At 38.4% G+C, this 15698-nt stretch carries 17 protein-coding genes; 6 read left to right on the forward strand and 11 right to left on the reverse strand.

Annotated elements, in window-relative coordinates; all coding sequences use genetic code 11:
• The first annotated feature begins 66 nt into the window (after positions 1-66).
• Positions 67-684 (forward strand): hypothetical protein, encoded by a 618-nt coding sequence (locus U5907_07525; protein ID WRQ32426.1) that lies wholly within the window; start codon positions 67-69, stop codon positions 682-684.
• A 65-nt stretch (positions 685-749) separates the two neighbouring features.
• On the opposite strand, the gene U5907_07530 is transcribed toward U5907_07525, so the two are convergent.
• Positions 750-3206 (reverse strand): LruC domain-containing protein, encoded by a 2457-nt coding sequence (locus U5907_07530; protein WRQ32427.1) that lies wholly within the window; start codon positions 3204-3206, stop codon positions 750-752.
• A gap of 174 nt (positions 3207-3380) precedes the next feature.
• Positions 3381-3983, reverse strand: a complete 603-nt coding sequence (locus tag U5907_07535; protein WRQ32428.1) for an aminodeoxychorismate/anthranilate synthase component II — start codon at positions 3981-3983, stop codon at positions 3381-3383.
• A gap of 34 nt (positions 3984-4017) precedes the next feature.
• Between U5907_07535 and U5907_07540 the strand changes: the two genes are divergently transcribed.
• Both U5907_07540 and U5907_07545 read left to right on the forward strand, forming a co-directional pair.
• The gene (locus U5907_07540; GenBank protein WRQ32429.1) at positions 4018-5019 is read left to right on the forward strand and encodes an aminodeoxychorismate synthase component I; all 1002 of its coding nucleotides are present in this window, start codon (positions 4018-4020) and stop codon (positions 5017-5019) included.
• Positions 5013-5615, forward strand: a complete 603-nt coding sequence (locus U5907_07545; GenBank protein WRQ32430.1) for an aminotransferase class IV — start codon at positions 5013-5015, stop codon at positions 5613-5615. The genes U5907_07540 and U5907_07545 overlap by 7 nt, the downstream gene beginning before the upstream one ends.
• An 8-nt stretch (positions 5616-5623) precedes the next feature.
• Here U5907_07545 and U5907_07550 read toward each other — a convergent pair whose 3' ends face one another.
• From U5907_07550 to U5907_07585, 8 genes are read right to left on the reverse strand one after another with little or no spacing between them, the layout of a single operon-like run.
• On the reverse strand, positions 5624-5866 hold the full coding sequence (locus U5907_07550) for a CDGSH iron-sulfur domain-containing protein (protein ID WRQ32431.1): 243 nt from the start codon (positions 5864-5866) through the stop codon (positions 5624-5626).
• Positions 5867-5899: 33 nt separating this feature from the next.
• Positions 5900-6433, reverse strand: a complete 534-nt coding sequence (locus U5907_07555) for a cupin domain-containing protein (protein WRQ32432.1) — start codon at positions 6431-6433, stop codon at positions 5900-5902.
• A 24-nt stretch (positions 6434-6457) separates the two neighbouring features.
• Positions 6458-7558, reverse strand: coding sequence for a threonine synthase (locus U5907_07560; GenBank protein ID WRQ32433.1), 1101 nt, complete (start codon positions 7556-7558; stop codon positions 6458-6460).
• 17 nt (positions 7559-7575) lie between these two features.
• Positions 7576-8808: a dicarboxylate/amino acid:cation symporter gene (locus U5907_07565; GenBank protein ID WRQ32434.1), complete on the reverse strand. Its 1233-nt coding sequence runs from the start codon at positions 8806-8808 to the stop codon at positions 7576-7578.
• Complete coding sequence (locus U5907_07570) at positions 8805-9626, reverse strand: alpha/beta hydrolase-fold protein (GenBank protein WRQ32435.1); 822 nt, start codon at positions 9624-9626, stop codon at positions 8805-8807. The genes U5907_07565 and U5907_07570 overlap by 4 nt, the downstream gene beginning before the upstream one ends.
• A gap of 1 nt (position 9627) precedes the next feature.
• The gene (locus U5907_07575; GenBank protein WRQ32436.1) at positions 9628-10770 is read right to left on the reverse strand and encodes a C1 family peptidase; all 1143 of its coding nucleotides are present in this window, start codon (positions 10768-10770) and stop codon (positions 9628-9630) included.
• Positions 10697-11665: a hypothetical protein gene (locus tag U5907_07580; protein WRQ32437.1), complete on the reverse strand. Its 969-nt coding sequence runs from the start codon at positions 11663-11665 to the stop codon at positions 10697-10699. The genes U5907_07575 and U5907_07580 overlap by 74 nt, the downstream gene beginning before the upstream one ends.
• A gap of 2 nt (positions 11666-11667) precedes the next feature.
• On the reverse strand, positions 11668-13122 hold the full coding sequence (locus U5907_07585; protein ID WRQ32438.1) for an MBOAT family O-acyltransferase: 1455 nt from the start codon (positions 13120-13122) through the stop codon (positions 11668-11670).
• 92 nt (positions 13123-13214) lie between these two features.
• Here U5907_07585 and U5907_07590 point away from each other — a divergent pair, with 92 nt between their 5' ends.
• From U5907_07590 to U5907_07600, 3 genes are read left to right on the forward strand one after another with little or no spacing between them, the layout of a single operon-like run.
• Positions 13215-13841, forward strand: a complete 627-nt coding sequence (locus tag U5907_07590) for a hypothetical protein (GenBank protein ID WRQ32439.1) — start codon at positions 13215-13217, stop codon at positions 13839-13841.
• Entirely contained in the window at positions 13838-14143 is a 306-nt protein-coding gene (locus U5907_07595; GenBank protein ID WRQ32440.1) for a transcriptional regulator, read from the forward strand. The genes U5907_07590 and U5907_07595 overlap by 4 nt, the downstream gene beginning before the upstream one ends.
• A gap of 55 nt (positions 14144-14198) precedes the next feature.
• A complete protein-coding gene (locus U5907_07600) occupies positions 14199-15431 on the forward strand; it encodes a hypothetical protein (GenBank protein ID WRQ32441.1) in 1233 nt (410 codons plus the stop codon).
• A gap of 101 nt (positions 15432-15532) precedes the next feature.
• Here the strand turns inward: U5907_07600 and U5907_07605 are convergent, their stop codons facing one another.
• A complete protein-coding gene (locus U5907_07605) occupies positions 15533-15673 on the reverse strand; it encodes a hypothetical protein (protein WRQ32442.1) in 141 nt (46 codons plus the stop codon).
• Positions 15674-15698: the final 25 nt, after the last annotated feature.

Here is a 15698-nt window from a genome sequence, read left to right on the forward strand (position 1 = left end):
ACAATTTGGGGTTTTTAAGTCGCAATTAACATTTATATTTGAACCAACTATATAAAACTAAACTATATGAGAAAAATTTTAGCATCATTATTAGTGCTTCTCCCTGGGATGGTGTTTGCACTTGGAGGAGGTAATGAGCAGCCGACTCCAAAAATGAATTTCTACGGAATCGATTTCACACTCGTAAAGACCTTTGGTGTTAAGGAAGATGTTGGTAAAACGGCCTTAGCATTTGAAGCAATTAATAAATTAATTGTAACAGAAACTAAAAAGTATCAGTATGGTAATTTCTTCAGGAAATATATCAGGCAGATCGCTCAGACTACAGAACTGGGCAGGATTGAATCTCTTGGTTTTGATAATGTTAATATTGATGAGGCTATATACAGGGCAAGAGTAATGGACGAAGCCGCAATGCCTACTTACAATAAAGCTTTTAAAATTGATGATGCTGATTTGGCTCGGCTTATTAAATCCTTTAATACAGGAAGTGATAGCGGTTACGGCGTTCTTTATGTAGCAGAGCTTCTAAATAAAGAGGATGGAATTGGTAATTATATTGCTGTATTCTTTGATATAAGAACAAAGAAAATAATTTTTGCTGACAGGGTTTCAGGAAAAGCTGGTGGCTTTGGTCTTAGAAATTATTGGGCAGCTCCTTTGGAAAAGATATTTAAACTATAGAGGTGTTTGTGTTTAAAAAAAGGCCGGTTGATAATAATAACCGGCCTTCTTTTTTTTATGATACTCTAGTAAGTATATATATCTTCAATATTCCGGTAGCCAGGGATATTAACATACCAATCAGGATATTCTACCCCGGAAGATTGTGCCCAAGCTTCAAATTTCAGATAAGCATTGTTTACAGCTTTAAGTTCAGCAGGATACTCAAAAACTACAGGTAACATAATACCCCACATCATTCCATCTGAAAATTTAAATTTATCAACAGGGTGAAGCTGTTTCCCGGATAGGTAAACATTATCCATTTTTGTAGTTGGAGGATAACCCGGTAGATGTACCTCCTTACCTCTCTGGATATCTCCTCTGGCATTAACAATTATGAAGAAATTAAAATTATCTGAAGTTAAATTGCTCGGTTGGACAGGAGTTGATAGATTTATCTGTATGGTGTTTTCAGGAGTTAAATTATATGATCCCGGAACAGTATTCAAGAAATTTAATGACTCAATGTTTGTTGCATCACTTACTTTGTTAAACAATGGAATTACAGCTAAAGATACTCCTGATTCTGTTCCGTTAGATGATAAAGAGAAAGGGGCAGATCCAGTTATATTTTGACCAGTAACAGATGCGATGTTTGAAGAATTTATCAGGTCAAGCTGAAATCCAGCAGAGATTGAGTAAGTACTTCCGGAAGCTTTGACAGAATACTTAAATCCAACTCTGGTGGCCATATTAGAAGAGTTTGTATATATAATCTTTCTAAATGCCAGAACAAGGTCATTCATATCATAATCTCCTTTCCATGGATACAAATCTTCAAAAGCATATGATGCCCAGCCTGTTTGACTTGGGAAGTATGAGGCGAATGCAACAGAAGGATCATTATCATCTATATCCTGACTTTGTTGAACGCCATCACCGTCATTATCTGTTATTACTGGTGGAGGGGCAACTATCTGACCCTTGCCGTCATTACAAGTTGTGGCAACTATGTTTTTAGATTGAGTATTTGTCAAAAGAGATAACGGGTCAGTAAACGAAGGCTGGTAATTAGCTCTTCCATTTGTCCCGCTACCCTCTACTAGGTTAGAATAAACAAACTCTATTCTGCCGCTGACAGTAGATCCTTTGTAAAGGAATGTTACCATGCTTCCAGTGACTTTAAAAACAGAATATTCGGAAGAAGAAGAAGTTAGAGTCATTCCGTATAATTCACTGAAATTATTGGCAATCATCATACTGCCTCCATGCATTGTTATGGTATTTCCTCCAACTTTAAGTGTCTGTGTTTCCCACAAAGAGCCACCATGCAGATTAACAGAGCCTCCGGCCCCTTTTAAATCAGTGATGTTGGCTGTAATATTACAAAAGTTGTTTGTAACAGCTGTGCTGGAGGTTTCAAAAGTTCCTGTTGCAACAATTTGATGATGATTGTTCATCACGCTCAGGTTTGTCTGGTAGTAGTTCAAAGTTGTTATTCTGCCGCCTGTATCATTAAGGGTAGATGCCCCAACTGTTAGCTCAAACTTTTTCACATCAATATTACCACTGTTAAACATCTGGGAGTTGTTTGTAACCTCAAGGCCTTTCCCGCTTTTATCAATCTGAATTATTCCCTCATTATAAATGATGCTGGAGTTGTTGATTCCAAAGTCATCGTTTGCAGTAATAGTCCCTTTATTTACGATAACAGCACCTCCTGAGATATTTGTTGATTTGCCTACATAGAGGGAGCCTCCTTCATGAATATAAATCACAGGCGGGGCAGATGCATTTACTGTCCCATTGCCTAGACTATTTGATAACTTAACTTTTCCTCCCGGAAGAATCACAAGAGATGCCTTCCCAATATTGGCACTGTTAACATCATATGTGCCTTTAACATATAAAATGGCATGTCCTTGCCAGTTAGAGAGGCTTATGGAAGCGGTTCTGTTAACCCCCTCTTTAATAATATATGATTTATAAGTATTTCCGTATATTGAAGATTCGCTGGAACTAAAGCCAACAAAAGAAACAGAGCTATTGTTTGTAATCTCAACATCATAGTTTGATGGTACAGGAACAGTTGGAGATGTAAATGATGCATTGGACGAAATTACATTTGAACTTTTAACAGAGACTGCCATGGAGACATTAAGCGTTTGAGAGCTAATTTCTACAGGCTTAACAGAACTGCTTCCTGTTGGAAATACTTCTTGAATATATATTGTTTTCAGATGTTTAGGCAAGCTTAAAGTCACACTAAACGGCGCCCCTGGTTTGGCAGCACCGGACGCAACCATTGAGCCATCTTTAAGTAATGGAGATGTATAGACTTTAAGCACTCTGATATAAGAATCGGCAATACCGGAGACTGGTGAAACTTGTACATTCAACTTGATATCTTTGACAGTCTTCCAGTCAAAGTCACTTGGAATTTTGCTGGTAGTGGGTTCCGTGGTTGGTTCGGGAAACTTAACGCAAGATGCGAAAAGTACTACGGAGAAACTTATAAGGATAAATATGAATTTTTTCATTTTTGTATTATTAACACAATATTAACAGCAAATATAAAGCCATTTTTGGATTTATGTACTTTTTTGACCATATATTTCACACCGTTAAATAATTATATTCTCCTGACTAATCGAGCCGTGTAAAACAATTTGACAAAGTGTAAAGAAATGATTTACGAGCTTATAATATCTAAGTTATAAAATAAGCCCTGAAAATTTTCCCCAGCTGGCTATTATTTCATTACCTCTCTCTGTTATAATGGATTCGGGGTGGAATTGCATGCCATATATGTTTAAGGATTTATGATAAATACTCATTATAACACTATCTTCACTTATACTTCCAACTTCCAGTTCGTTAGGAATAGTTGTTTTATCTACGGCCCAGGAGTGATATAATCCGGCGTGTAGTTTGTTATTAGAGCTGTTATTATTTGTAAGCGGCCCTAAAATTGGATCCTCAGCATTTACAAACAGAGTGCTTTTATGACCATGCAGCGGAGTTGTAAGGTTTATCAATTTTGCTCCAAAGTACTCTGCGATGGCTTGGTGTCCTAAGCATATTCCCAATATAGAATGGCTCACTTTACAAAGATCAATTACTTTTAAAATTGAACCAGCTTCAGATGGAATCCCGGGTCCGGGAGATATTACTATGTGAGAATAAATACCTATCGTCTCAAATTCTAAATAATCATTCTTTACAATATCAACAGAATTATTAAACACTTTGTTTAATAAATGAAGAACATTGTATGTAAATGAATCGTAATTGTCAATGAGTAGAATTCTCTTCATAATGCAAAAGTATATAATTTGCTAAATTTGTTTTGTGATAGATAATATCTTTTATACTTCGGAGGAGGTTGCAAGGTTTATGGACGATTACTCGTCCAGGGGTATGCCATACCTGTTTGCATTTGATTATGAATTGAATGAGGGTCTTTTTATAGAATCTCCTCATAATCAGTCTGAGGTTTTATTTAAATTCTCAAATGGTACAAACTTCAGGAGAGATTTCATAATAGAAAATAGTCAAGAGCATCTAAAAATATTGCATACAGACACTCTTGATACTTATCGGAATAAGTTCAATATAATTATTCAAGGACTTAGCAGAGGTGACTCATATCTTGCAAACCTGACTTGTAAAAGCAGTATATCTACAGATCTTGACCCGATTACGATTTTATCTTCTACTTACTCACCATTTGCATTATATGTCCCTGACCGATTTCTCTCTTTTTCACCTGAGAGATTTGTTAAGGTAGAAAATGGGATTATATCCTCTTTCCCAATGAAGGGGACGATTGATGCAAATATTCCTTATGCAGAGAGCAGTATTCTTAATAACTACAAAGAGAGCTCAGAGCACGCTACAATAACCGATCTCATCAGAAACGACATTGGTATGGTTTCAGATAATGTTTGGGTGGAAAAATACAGATACATTGACAAAATTTCAACTGACAGAGGGGAGATTTTACAGGTTAGTTCTGATATAAGAGGAAGACTTAAACAAGAATTTTCAAATTCACTCGGAAGCCTGATTCTCTCGCTGCTTCCCGCAGGCTCTATTTCAGGGGCACCAAAAAGATCTACAGTGGATTTGATAGCTAAGGCCGAATTTATCCCAAGAGGGTTTTATACCGGCATTGCAGGCTTTTTTGACGGTAATTCTCTAGACTCTGCTGTCCTGATAAGATATATTGAGTTTGATAAAGAGGGGGGCATATTTTACAGGAGTGGTGGAGGGATTACTATCAATAGCAATGTAGATGAGGAGTACATGGAGATGATTAATAAAATTTACCTGCCATTAAGGAGATGCTAAAATTCATTGAGTCTATAAAAGTGTTAAATGGAGATACTCCTGATATTAATGAACATCTGCAGAGAGTCATCCGAACAATACAATATTTTTATTCAAAATCAAACGAGAAATTTGATTTCATTTCATGTGTATATACTGTTTTGGAAAGAGAGAGGGATAAGATATCAGACGGCTTATTCAAATTAAGAGTAGTTTATTCTGACAGGTTTATATCAGGTACACTTATCCCATACACACCCAAGACAATAAAAAGGCTAAAATTAGTAGAGAGTGATGATATAGAATATCCATTTAAATATGAAAACAGAACAGCTATTGATTCTCTTCTCTCTTATAAAGATAAATGTGATGATATCCTGATAGTAAAAAACGGAGTGATAACAGATACCTCTTATTCAAATATAGTTTTTGAAAGAATGGGGAATCTGTATACTCCGGATTCTTACCTGCTTGCCGGGACAAAAAGGGCTAAGCTTATCAGAGAGGGTTTGATCAGAGAAGAAAAAATCAGGCCTTGTGATATTGATAAATATGACAAGGCCTACCTTATTAATTCTATGCTGGACCTCTATCCTGTAGAGGCTTTAGAATTTTAAAATATTTTCTAATCCTTAAGCTTGTTATGCGATCCGTCGCAAAATGGTTTGTTTGCAGAGTGCTTGCATCCGCAAAGATAATGCTCTTCGCTTTTCTCTGCTTTGAAATTAACAGGCGTAATACCACTGCCTTTATGTGAACCATCGCAGAATGGCTGATTCTTGCTCTCTCCGCATGCGCACCAGTGATAGCTTGTACCCTCTTCAAGCTGAACTTTAAAAGGGCCCTTTTTTGCAATTTTTGGATTCATAAAAAAAGAAATTTTAAGAGCGTTTATAAAAATCTAATGTACATGATCTTTCTCAGCCTCAACAGCCTCTGCTTTTGTATTATGCACGGTTCCAAAAGGGTGTTCTGCCGGAGCGTAGATTGAGTATAGCAGCAATGGGACATCCCCTGTATTTACAAGATTATGCCATTTTCCGGCAGGAATCATTACAGAGAAATCATCTTCCACATCTGCCTGAAATGACAGATTCTCTTTGTCGTCGCCCATATAGACAATCCCTTTACCAGATTCAATTCTCAGAAACTGATCAAGTTCATTGTGCTGTTCCAGCCCGATATCCTCTCCGGGCATAATTCTCATTAGTGTAAGCTGAAGGTTTTTTCCGGTCCACAGAGACTGTCGGAAAGTCTCGTTCTTTAAAGTGTATGCCTCAATATCAAAAACAAACGGTTCAGGGCCATAATCACGAAACTCCACCACTGCCTCGTTTTGGGCTACTATTTCCTCTGCGTTCTCTTTTGCAGGATTATTGCAGGAGACCATTACAACGGTCATCCCAATTGCAAGAGTAAGTGTAAATTTCTTCATAAATAATATGTTTTGGTTATAAAGTCAAAATCTGTAAGAACTTTTAAGACCCGTTCCTGTAAGTGATACTACTGCAGTCTCTCCATTTACACCCATCTCCGCTCCCTTTTTTACGGCAGCTACTGCACTGGCAGATGTCGGCTCAATGTAGACTCCCTGTTTTGCAGAAGCCTTCATAGCTTCTATTATTTCTGAGTCATCCACGGTTATAAACTCACCTCCGCTTGATATGACAGCATCAACAATCTGTTTAAGTCTGACAGGTCTGTGAATGGCTATACCTTCAGCAATAGATGGATTTCCGGAGGTAACAGGTGTCTCTTTTCCCTCTACAAAATCCTTAAGCGGAGAGCATTTATTGCTCTGTACAGCCATCAATCTTGTCATTTTGTCAATTATCCCCGCCTCTTTCATCTCCAATAATCCTAAATATACACCAATTAATTGAGAACCGCTACCAACCGGTATAAAAATTGAATCCGGAGCTTTCCATCCAAGTTGCTCAACAATCTCATAAATAATAGTCTTGGTGCCGTGTATAAAATAGGGATTCCATGCATGTGCTGCATAATATGAACTTTTAGCCGCTTCTAAAGCAGCATTGGCACAATCAATCCTGTTTCCCTCAACGAGATGTATTCGAGAGCCGTATGAGCCTGCCTGAATGGATTTTGCCGATGAGTTGCCTGCAGGCATATAGATATTTGCCTTAATACCGCCTCTGGCACAATAGGCAGATACAGAGCAGGCCGAGTTTCCTGAAGAGTCTTCAACGATCTCATCTATCCCCATCTCCTTGCATTTACTGATCATAAGTGATGCTCCTCTGTCTTTGAATGAACCGGAGGGCAGCATAAAATCCATTTTGCCAAGAAACTTCACATCATTGAATACCATATCAACCAAAGGAGTAGTTCCCTCTCCAAACGAAATAGCATTATTATAGTCATTCAGAGGAAGTACATCTTTATAACGCCAGAAACTCCTGTCTGCCATGTTAAGATTTTCTCTGATCAGAACAGGATGGTAATCAAGATCCAGATAGTTTCCACATTTACAGCGCCAAATTTCTCTGGTAACGGAATACTTTGCCCCGCATGAGGGGCAAATAAAAGAACAATCCATTATTAATATATTTATAGTTAAAGATTCAGTTTTTCTCCTTCGCTGATAGCCACAACCGCAGCTCCTGTACAATCTCCCCAAACATTAACAGCAGAGCGTATCATATCAAGCGGTTGTTGCACAACCAATACCAGTCCAATTCCCTCAAGAGGTAATCCTACAGCATTTAGAACTACAGCAAGCATAACCAGACCGGCAAGAGGAATACCTGCTGTACCTATAGCAGCAAGGAGGCTGGTAAGAACAATAATTATCTGCTGGGCAATTGTCATCTCAATTCCGTATGCCTGTGCAATAAATATTGCAGTAACACTTTCAAAAAGTGCAGTCCCGTTCATATTTACTGTATTTCCGAGCGGAAGGCAGAAATTCGCAATTTTTCTTGATACACCTGTCTTGGTATGGATATCTTCAAGATTTATTGGAAGAGATGCTGCAGATGAAGCTGTTGCAAATGAAGTTAAGAGGCCCGGGCTCACCTGCTGCATAAATTTATATGGGTTCTTTCTTGTAAGTAAAGCAAAAAGTGCAGGCAGAAGACCTATGCCATGAATTATACATCCGCCACCAATAATAGCAGCATAGATTCCCAGACTACCAAAAAGAGTTGCGAGAGCCTCTGAATCCCCGGCTTGTGCACCTACTACACCTGCCACTACACCAAAGAGTCCAAACGGAGCAAATCTTATTACAAGAAAGGTAAGTTTTATCATAACCTCATATATTCCGTTAAAGAGGTCTGTAAGCTGGACTCTTGTTTTATCTTGTGCAACAGTTATAAAATAACCAAACATAATTGCAAAGAATATTACCGGCAGCATATTCCCATCAGCCATAGCCCGGATAATATTCTCAGGTACAATGCCCAGTAACTGATCGGCAAAAGAGATATTTGTCCCTGCTACCTGAGTTACTGTCTCAGACAGTTTTAGATCAACTCCGTAACCAGGTTTGAATATATTGACCAGAAATAGTCCAAGTGTTGATGCAATTGCAGTTGTTACGATATAATAAAGAAAAGTTTTTCCAGCAATTCTCCCCAGGTCTTTGCTCTCACCAATGCTAGAAACGCCCATTATTAAAGCGCTGAATACAAGAGGTATAACGACCATTTTAAGGCCTCTCAGAAAAAGATCTCCTAGCCATTTTACATATTCAACATATTCATGGGCAAAGATTCCAAAAATTGCTCCCAGCGTTATTCCAATTAGAATTTGCCAGGGCAGAGCCAGTTTGAATGTTTTTTTCATTTAGGTTGCAAAATTAAGTCTCGTAAATAGTTCATAATATATGGCATTACAGCCCATCTAACCTCTCCGGTGAAATGTCCGCCGTAAATTTCGTGAAATTCAAACCTGGCCTTTTTATCTGATAGTGTTTTTACAAGCTCTTTATGAGCCTCTCTGAATGATACAAACTCATCATGGGTGCCGATGGCCATAAAGATATAGGGCATTTTGTCAGTACAGGACTCTGATATAAGCTTCATTACATCATTATCCGGATCATCCCCGAAAACAGCATTCACAGAAGCCATCACAGGTTCCAGATACTTGTCTGAAGCAACACTCCTGAAGGGTGCATTTACCGCCCCGCTTAAGTCCGCAATAAAACCAAAGCGCTCAGGATTTCTAAGGCCTATCAGCATTGCTCCATATCCACCCATGGAAGACCCACCAATTGCCTGTTTACCCTTTATTGTATTGTATTTCATGTCAACATAGCTGAATAGCTCTTGCTCAATGAAGTCTCTTTGCTTCTCTCCTCCCTTTAAAGCACTATTTATATACCAGTTATTCCCAAGAGAGGGAGCTATAACAATAACAGGTTTGTCGTCAATTGAGGATAGCAGGCTTATATCAATATATGCAGTGTTATCACCATCCCAGTAGTGTAGCATATAAAATACTACATGAGGTTTATCAGGATTGAAATCTCTTGGTTCTATTATTGAAACAGGTACACCCCTTCCCAGAATTGATGAAAACAATGTATCTGTTTTTACGGTTTGAGCGGATACTATATTGAAAATGACGAGAGATAGTATCCCAAGAAAAAAATGTCTCATTCTAAATTCCTAGTTTTTTTCTGATGGGTTCAGGAATTGCATCTTTATGAACTACTATTGAAATAGTCTTAGCCTCCACAAATCTTTTTGAAAGAAAATTATATCCTCCAAAGATGTTAATTTCAGGCTTCCATGAATTTTTAACCTTGTAGTATACGGTCCCGTTTTGGTCAGTAGCTTTTCCTATAAGGTGCATTAGGTGCACATCTGTGGTTACAAATCGTTCAAAACCATCCTGACGGGACTCCTGAGTTACATCTTCCTCTTTATATATTTTTTTAAAAGATAGTTCTTTACCCGGTTCGCTATTAAGCTCTTCACCGGTTGGATTTACAGCAACACCCATTCTGTCAGAATAGCTCTTTTCACTCATATCTCCATCCCAGCAAACGGTGTATCCCCTCTCCAAAGAATTATCTATAACCTGAATAAACTCATCCAGGGGGAGGTTGTAGAATCTTCCGCCATCCCAGTTATCAGGAATTTCAAGAACAATATGAGAGTACCATGGGTGGTGGGAGAAACTGGTAATTTCTACATAGTCATCCGGATTCAAATTAAATGTTTTGAAAAAGCTAATCGGTGTGTAATCTATCCCTTTGTATTTAAACTTTTCCGGAACAGGACCCAGATAAATGTCAAGCAGACTATTAACGAGATTGTAGTACTCAGGACTTCTGTTTTTAAGTTTAACAGGAACAGATGCTATAGAGTTTACAAACATATTAAGCTCTGTGTGATTATGAGTCAGAGAGTTATAGTTAATGCCGTTATAGACACTCTCAGGTACCATCCCATGTTTTTTAACAATGTTAAACATCATATGCGCAAGGCTTCCCTCTCCCAGATTCCCTTTGCCTTCTCTCAGGTAGTTGTCCTGAAGTCTGTTAATGTAGTTGAATCTTACCGTGTGCATTTCAGAAAGGTCATACTCTCCCTTTCCCATCCGCAAAAGCTCGGACTCAAAAAAAGATGTGGTGGTATATGACCAGCATGTGCCTGTTACGGCCTGGTTCTTAACCGGTGTGGCAGGAAGAAGAATGCTCTCCTTGAATTCATACCCTCCTGTTTTATAGACTTGTGTTTGTGCAAATGCGCTCCATGTACAGATGAGCATTAGTGACAAAAGAAGATGATTTTTCATAGGTAGAAAGGGTTTTCCCAAAGTTAAGAATTTTTATAGAATCAATGAGTTTTTGTGCTCCTACGCTATTTATATGATCAGAATCCTCAAAGAAATTATCATTATTGTGGAATATGTCTCTGAAATCATATACTATTATTTTGTTTACCGCAAGAATACTATCTGCACCATAAGATTTTCCCCCTATGAGATCGCTGTACTCACTAGCTAAAGGGAATTTGATTCCTATAAGTGTGATATCATTCTCTTCGCAAAGTTCAATAATATTAAGAAGAGACTCTTCAAGTTTATCTGAACTCCCGCTATTTTCCGGGAACTGCTCTGAAAGGCGCTCTTTAGAAAGGGAGACCCTCTCCACTTCGCTCAGTTTGTCCCATGGCAAATCCACTACTTGCGCCTTCGCTTTTCCATACCCGAGTAATTTCTTTGATTGTTCATTGAAAAAGTGAGATACTATAGCTCTAATATTAGAATCAAAGAGAACGATGTAATGCTGAAGGTTGTATTTTGCATAGTCAGAGAATTTGTAGCCTCCTTGAGTGAATTCATATCTGACAGACTTATAACCATTGTTTGAGAACTCTCTGTAAGGACTTAGTGTGTGATCATCTGCCGATATGTAGATTGTATCAACATCTACATTTCCAATGAGGTACTCAAGCTTCCTTTCGGTATCAATGTATGAATCGCTGTAATATGAAAAATTGGCTATACCAATAGTCTCTGTTTCTTCTCCAAGATACCAGCCGTGTGAGTCTGCAAGAAGATAGGAGTTGTACTCTTCAGAATGTTTGTAGTAGTCTATGAAGAGCAGATACTTAACAAGGAATATTACTCCGTTCACAACTAGCATTAAGATTGCAAATTTCAATATAGATCTCTTGAATTTCTCCATAGCTAAAATTGGAAATATATAAATTCAATATTGCTTGCAAAGTTACCAAAGAGGTATATTGCAAGCATAATTACCATATACCATGACCATCTGTATTTTCGGCTTTTCTCAATACCCATGTCTCTTAATGCAAAATCTCTCTCTCTTCCTCTCCATTCAACAACAATAAATATGATTAGCAAAAGAATAAGAGGAAGAGTCCTCTCTGCTCCCTGAAATGCAGGAGGCGAAATAAGTGATTGTGAAAAGATTTTTCCAACTATATTTATTGCATCGCCAATACTCTCTGCCCTAAAAAAAATCCATGCAAAAACTGTTAGAAAAAATGTAGATAATATCATTACCAGCTCCTTGAAAGTTGGGAGAGTCTTCCCCTTTGCAACGATATTAAGATTGTTTCTGTTATTTCCGGAAATCATAAGAGGAAGGAAGTAAACTGCATTCAGTGCTCCCCAGGCAACATATGTCCAGTTTGCACCATGCCAGAATCCGCTCAAAAGGAAAATAGCAAAAGTATTCCGAATCTTCATCCAAATTCCACCCCGGCTTCCGCCAAGTGGTATATAGACATAGTCCCTGAACCAGGAGGATAGTGATATATGCCACCTTCTCCAGAATTCAGCAATGTCCCGTGAGAAGTATGGATATGCAAAGTTCCTGAGAAGTTCTATGCCGAATAGTCTGGATACTCCAAGAGCAATATCGGAATATCCGGAAAAATCACCATAAATCTGGAATGTGAAAAGAAGGGCCCCAATAAGAAGAGTACTCCCTGAATGGTCCTGATGGTTGTTGAAAATTATATTGGCATACTGAGCACAGTTATCTGCAATGACTATTTTTTTGAAAAGGCCCCAGAGGATTTGCCTCAGACCATTTACGGCATTAGAATAATCGAATTTTCTGGCCTTATCAATCTGTGGCAGAAGGTGAGTTGCTCGCTCTATTGGACCGGCAACCAGCAGTGGAAAATAGCTGACAAACAGTGAGTAATTGACAAAATTTCCCTCAGGTTGAATTTTTCTGTTATAGATGTCAATAATGTAGGATAGTCCGTGGAAAGTATAGAATGAAATGCCTACAGGGAGTATGATACTAAGTGTAGACAATCCTGCGTTTATGCCAAGCAAATCCAGAGCATCAGAGAAGGATTCGGCAAAAAAGTTGAAATACTTGAAAAATCCAAGAAAACCAAGATTTAATAATATGCTTGTCCACAACCAGAATTTTCGCTGCCTCTCATTTACAGAATTATTGATTAGTGCACCTGAAAAAAATCCTAAAATAATTGATGTGATTAAAAGCAGCAGGAACCGCCAGTCCCAGCTTGCATAAAAATAGAGACTTGCAGCAAGCAGAAGAAGATTCTGAATCTTATGCCCCCTTTTAGCAAGAACCCAGTATAAAATAAAAATTATTGGAAGAAAAATTGCAAAAGCAACCGAGTTGAATAACATGGGCACAAAAATAAGAAATCTCTGAATTTTTATGCACAAGTATTGCACAATAGAAATTTTTAGCTTTACTTTGCAAATAAAAGTACTTTTAAATGAAAAATGAAAAGGACTATATAAGGGACATTTCAGAGATTCGTTCAATGATGGAGCGATCTTCTAGATTTCTGTCTCTCTCGGGCCTCTCAGGGGTGATGGCCGGAATATATGCGCTGGCAGGTGCTCTGGTTGCATACCTGGTTTTTGGGTTTAATCCCGATTCTGCCTCATACAGTATGTCCGGCACCACAGGAACTCCTGCAAATCTCTCAAGTGTTATTATTGTAGCATTGATAATATTAGCTTTAGCATTAGGTACAGTTGTATATCTTTCAAGAAGAAATGCCGGGAAGAGGGGAGAGAAGATGTGGAGCGCGACAACTCGCCGCCTTCTTGCAAATATGATGGTTCCTCTCTCAACCGGAGGTATACTGATTGTAATCCTGATCTTAAATGGCCTGGCCGGATTGGCTGCTCCCATATCAATGATTTTCTACGGATTGGCACTCTTCACAGCGAGCAAGATGACACTAGAGGAGGTTAAACTGATGGGCATTATACAAATTTCGCTTGGTCTTACTGCTATCCTTTTGATTCAGTATAGCCTTATTATATGGGCGTTGGGCTTTGGGTTAGTTAATATTGTTTACGGCATTTATATGCATTATAAATACGAGCGGTGAAAATTTCCATAGAAGGTTTACATAAAGCTTTTGAAAGCAGGATTCGTCTGGGTATAATGTCTGCTCTTGCTGTGAATGAAACACTTGATTTTAATTCACTTAAGGAGTATCTTGACATTACAGACGGCAATCTCGCCAGCCACATCAAAGCTCTTGAGAAAGAGGATTTCATAGGCATTGAAAAGAGCTTTGTTGGCAAAAAACCAAACACCAGATACTTCATTACTACAGAGGGCAGGGAAGCCTTTAATCTTCACCTGCTATCCCTGGAAAAATTTCTAAAATCAAATAAATCAAAGTAAAAAATTTTTTATCATCACACTTTGAAATACAAAGTACTATTAAAACAATAAATCCATGAAAGAGGAAATCTTAGCATTCATCAACGATCCCGGTCAGCTTGAAAAGATGTACCGGTCAAACAAAATTCAATTTAAAAAAGAGTTTGAAATTATTTATCCCCGGGTAGCCGGTAATCCTGTCGCAGATACCTGGAATGAGAGGCTGAATTTTGAATCAGATTCTCTGAACTTCGGAAATTTCAAAGAGGTGGCTGTAATAATTGGTCTCGCTCTGCTGGCCGGTTTTATAGCCAAGATACCATCCATCTTTTCGTTAGACGAGGAGGTTTTCTACCCAAGAAATATAGGATTTGTAATCTTTCCTATTCTCGCAGGATATTTTGCCTGGAAGAACAACCTGTCAAAGGGAAAAATAGGGGTAATCGCTGGTGTAATGCTAACAGGCCTCATCTTTATAAATTCACTTCCAAAGCCGGAAACAGATGTTCTCATTCTTTCCTGTATTCATTTAATACTTTTGCTTTGGGCAGTTACAGGCTTCTCATTTGCAGGCACCATTAAAAGAGAGGGTGAAAAAAGGCTCGGCTATCTGAAATTCAACGGAGATCTTGTTGTGATGACAACCCTTATTGTTATTGCCGGTGGGATAATGAGCGGTATAACAATCGGCCTCTTTGAACTTATAGGTTTCAAAATTGAGGAAGTTTACTTTCAATACGTAGGTATTATGGGCCTTGCAGCATCGCCTATAGTTGCAACATATTTAATAAAGACTAACCCACAGCTTGTGGGAAAGGTATCCCCTGTAATTGCAAAAATATTCAGCCCGCTTGTCCTGATTATGCTCCTGGTGTTCCTTAGCGCAATGGCATTTTCCGGCAAAGATCCATATAACGACAGAGAATTTCTGATTATTTTCAATGCACTTCTGGTAGGTGTTATGGCAATAATATTCTTTTCAGTTGCCGAATCATCTTCCGGGGGAAAGGGTCGTGCAGAGAGATGGATACTTTTGCTTCTTTCAATAGTTACAATTGTTGTAAACAGCATTGCGCTCTCTGCTATACTTTTCAGAATCTCCGAATGGGGTCTCTCACCTAACAGAGCAGCAGTTCTGGGTGCAAATGTGCTGATTCTTATTAATCTTATAATGGTTACAGCACAACTATACAAGGTTATTCGTGAAAGGGCTCAGCCATCAGAGGTGGGTGCTGCAATTGCAAAGTATCTTCCTGTTTATGTAATCTGGACAGCTATAGTGACCTTTATTTTTCCGTTAATTTTCTGAGGATTACTTAGCAGCTTTATATATTTCTCACCATTAAGGACAAGATCTTTCCCTTCAAAGCGCCACTCAATGACTGCTCCCATTGAGAGGCTGTTAAATAACTAGATTCTTCCGTCCCTTAACTCGTAACGGTTGTATCCTGCATCGTCAGGAATCCATTGATTACCGGGGGCCATTATCCCCTTGCTGTAACTCCAGTCTTTGTTGAAAACTATCCGGGTTTTATAAATCTGACCCTCCATTTTTATAGATGCTTCCCAGATACCT

This window comes from Bacteroidales bacterium MB20-C3-3 (assembly GCA_035609245.1).
In the GTDB taxonomy this organism is placed as follows: Bacteria; Bacteroidota; Bacteroidia; order Bacteroidales; family UBA932; genus Bact-08.

What these genes read in the sequence shown, in the direction of transcription:
- U5907_07525 (WRQ32426.1), top strand. Translation starts at nt 67, where the DNA reads ATGAGAAAAATTTTAGCATCATTATTAGTGCTTCTCCCTGGGATGGTG.
- U5907_07530 (WRQ32427.1), bottom strand. Translation starts at nt 3,206, where the DNA reads ATGAAAAAATTCATATTTATCCTTATAAGTTTCTCCGTAGTACTTTTC.
- U5907_07535 (WRQ32428.1), bottom strand. Translation starts at nt 3,983, where the DNA reads ATGAAGAGAATTCTACTCATTGACAATTACGATTCATTTACATACAAT.
- U5907_07545 (WRQ32430.1), top strand. Translation starts at nt 5,013, where the DNA reads ATGCTAAAATTCATTGAGTCTATAAAAGTGTTAAATGGAGATACTCCT.
- U5907_07550 (WRQ32431.1), bottom strand. Translation starts at nt 5,866, where the DNA reads ATGAATCCAAAAATTGCAAAAAAGGGCCCTTTTAAAGTTCAGCTTGAA.
- U5907_07555 (WRQ32432.1), bottom strand. Translation starts at nt 6,433, where the DNA reads ATGAAGAAATTTACACTTACTCTTGCAATTGGGATGACCGTTGTAATG.
- U5907_07560 (WRQ32433.1), bottom strand. Translation starts at nt 7,558, where the DNA reads ATGGATTGTTCTTTTATTTGCCCCTCATGCGGGGCAAAGTATTCCGTT.
- U5907_07565 (WRQ32434.1), bottom strand. Translation starts at nt 8,808, where the DNA reads ATGAAAAAAACATTCAAACTGGCTCTGCCCTGGCAAATTCTAATTGGA.
- U5907_07570 (WRQ32435.1), bottom strand. Translation starts at nt 9,626, where the DNA reads ATGAGACATTTTTTTCTTGGGATACTATCTCTCGTCATTTTCAATATA.
- U5907_07575 (WRQ32436.1), bottom strand. Translation starts at nt 10,770, where the DNA reads ATGAAAAATCATCTTCTTTTGTCACTAATGCTCATCTGTACATGGAGC.
- U5907_07580 (WRQ32437.1), bottom strand. Translation starts at nt 11,665, where the DNA reads ATGGAGAAATTCAAGAGATCTATATTGAAATTTGCAATCTTAATGCTA.
- U5907_07585 (WRQ32438.1), bottom strand. Translation starts at nt 13,122, where the DNA reads ATGTTATTCAACTCGGTTGCTTTTGCAATTTTTCTTCCAATAATTTTT.
- U5907_07590 (WRQ32439.1), top strand. Translation starts at nt 13,215, where the DNA reads ATGAAAAATGAAAAGGACTATATAAGGGACATTTCAGAGATTCGTTCA.
- U5907_07600 (WRQ32441.1), top strand. Translation starts at nt 14,199, where the DNA reads ATGAAAGAGGAAATCTTAGCATTCATCAACGATCCCGGTCAGCTTGAA.
- U5907_07605 (WRQ32442.1), bottom strand. Translation starts at nt 15,673, where the DNA reads ATGGAGGGTCAGATTTATAAAACCCGGATAGTTTTCAACAAAGACTGG.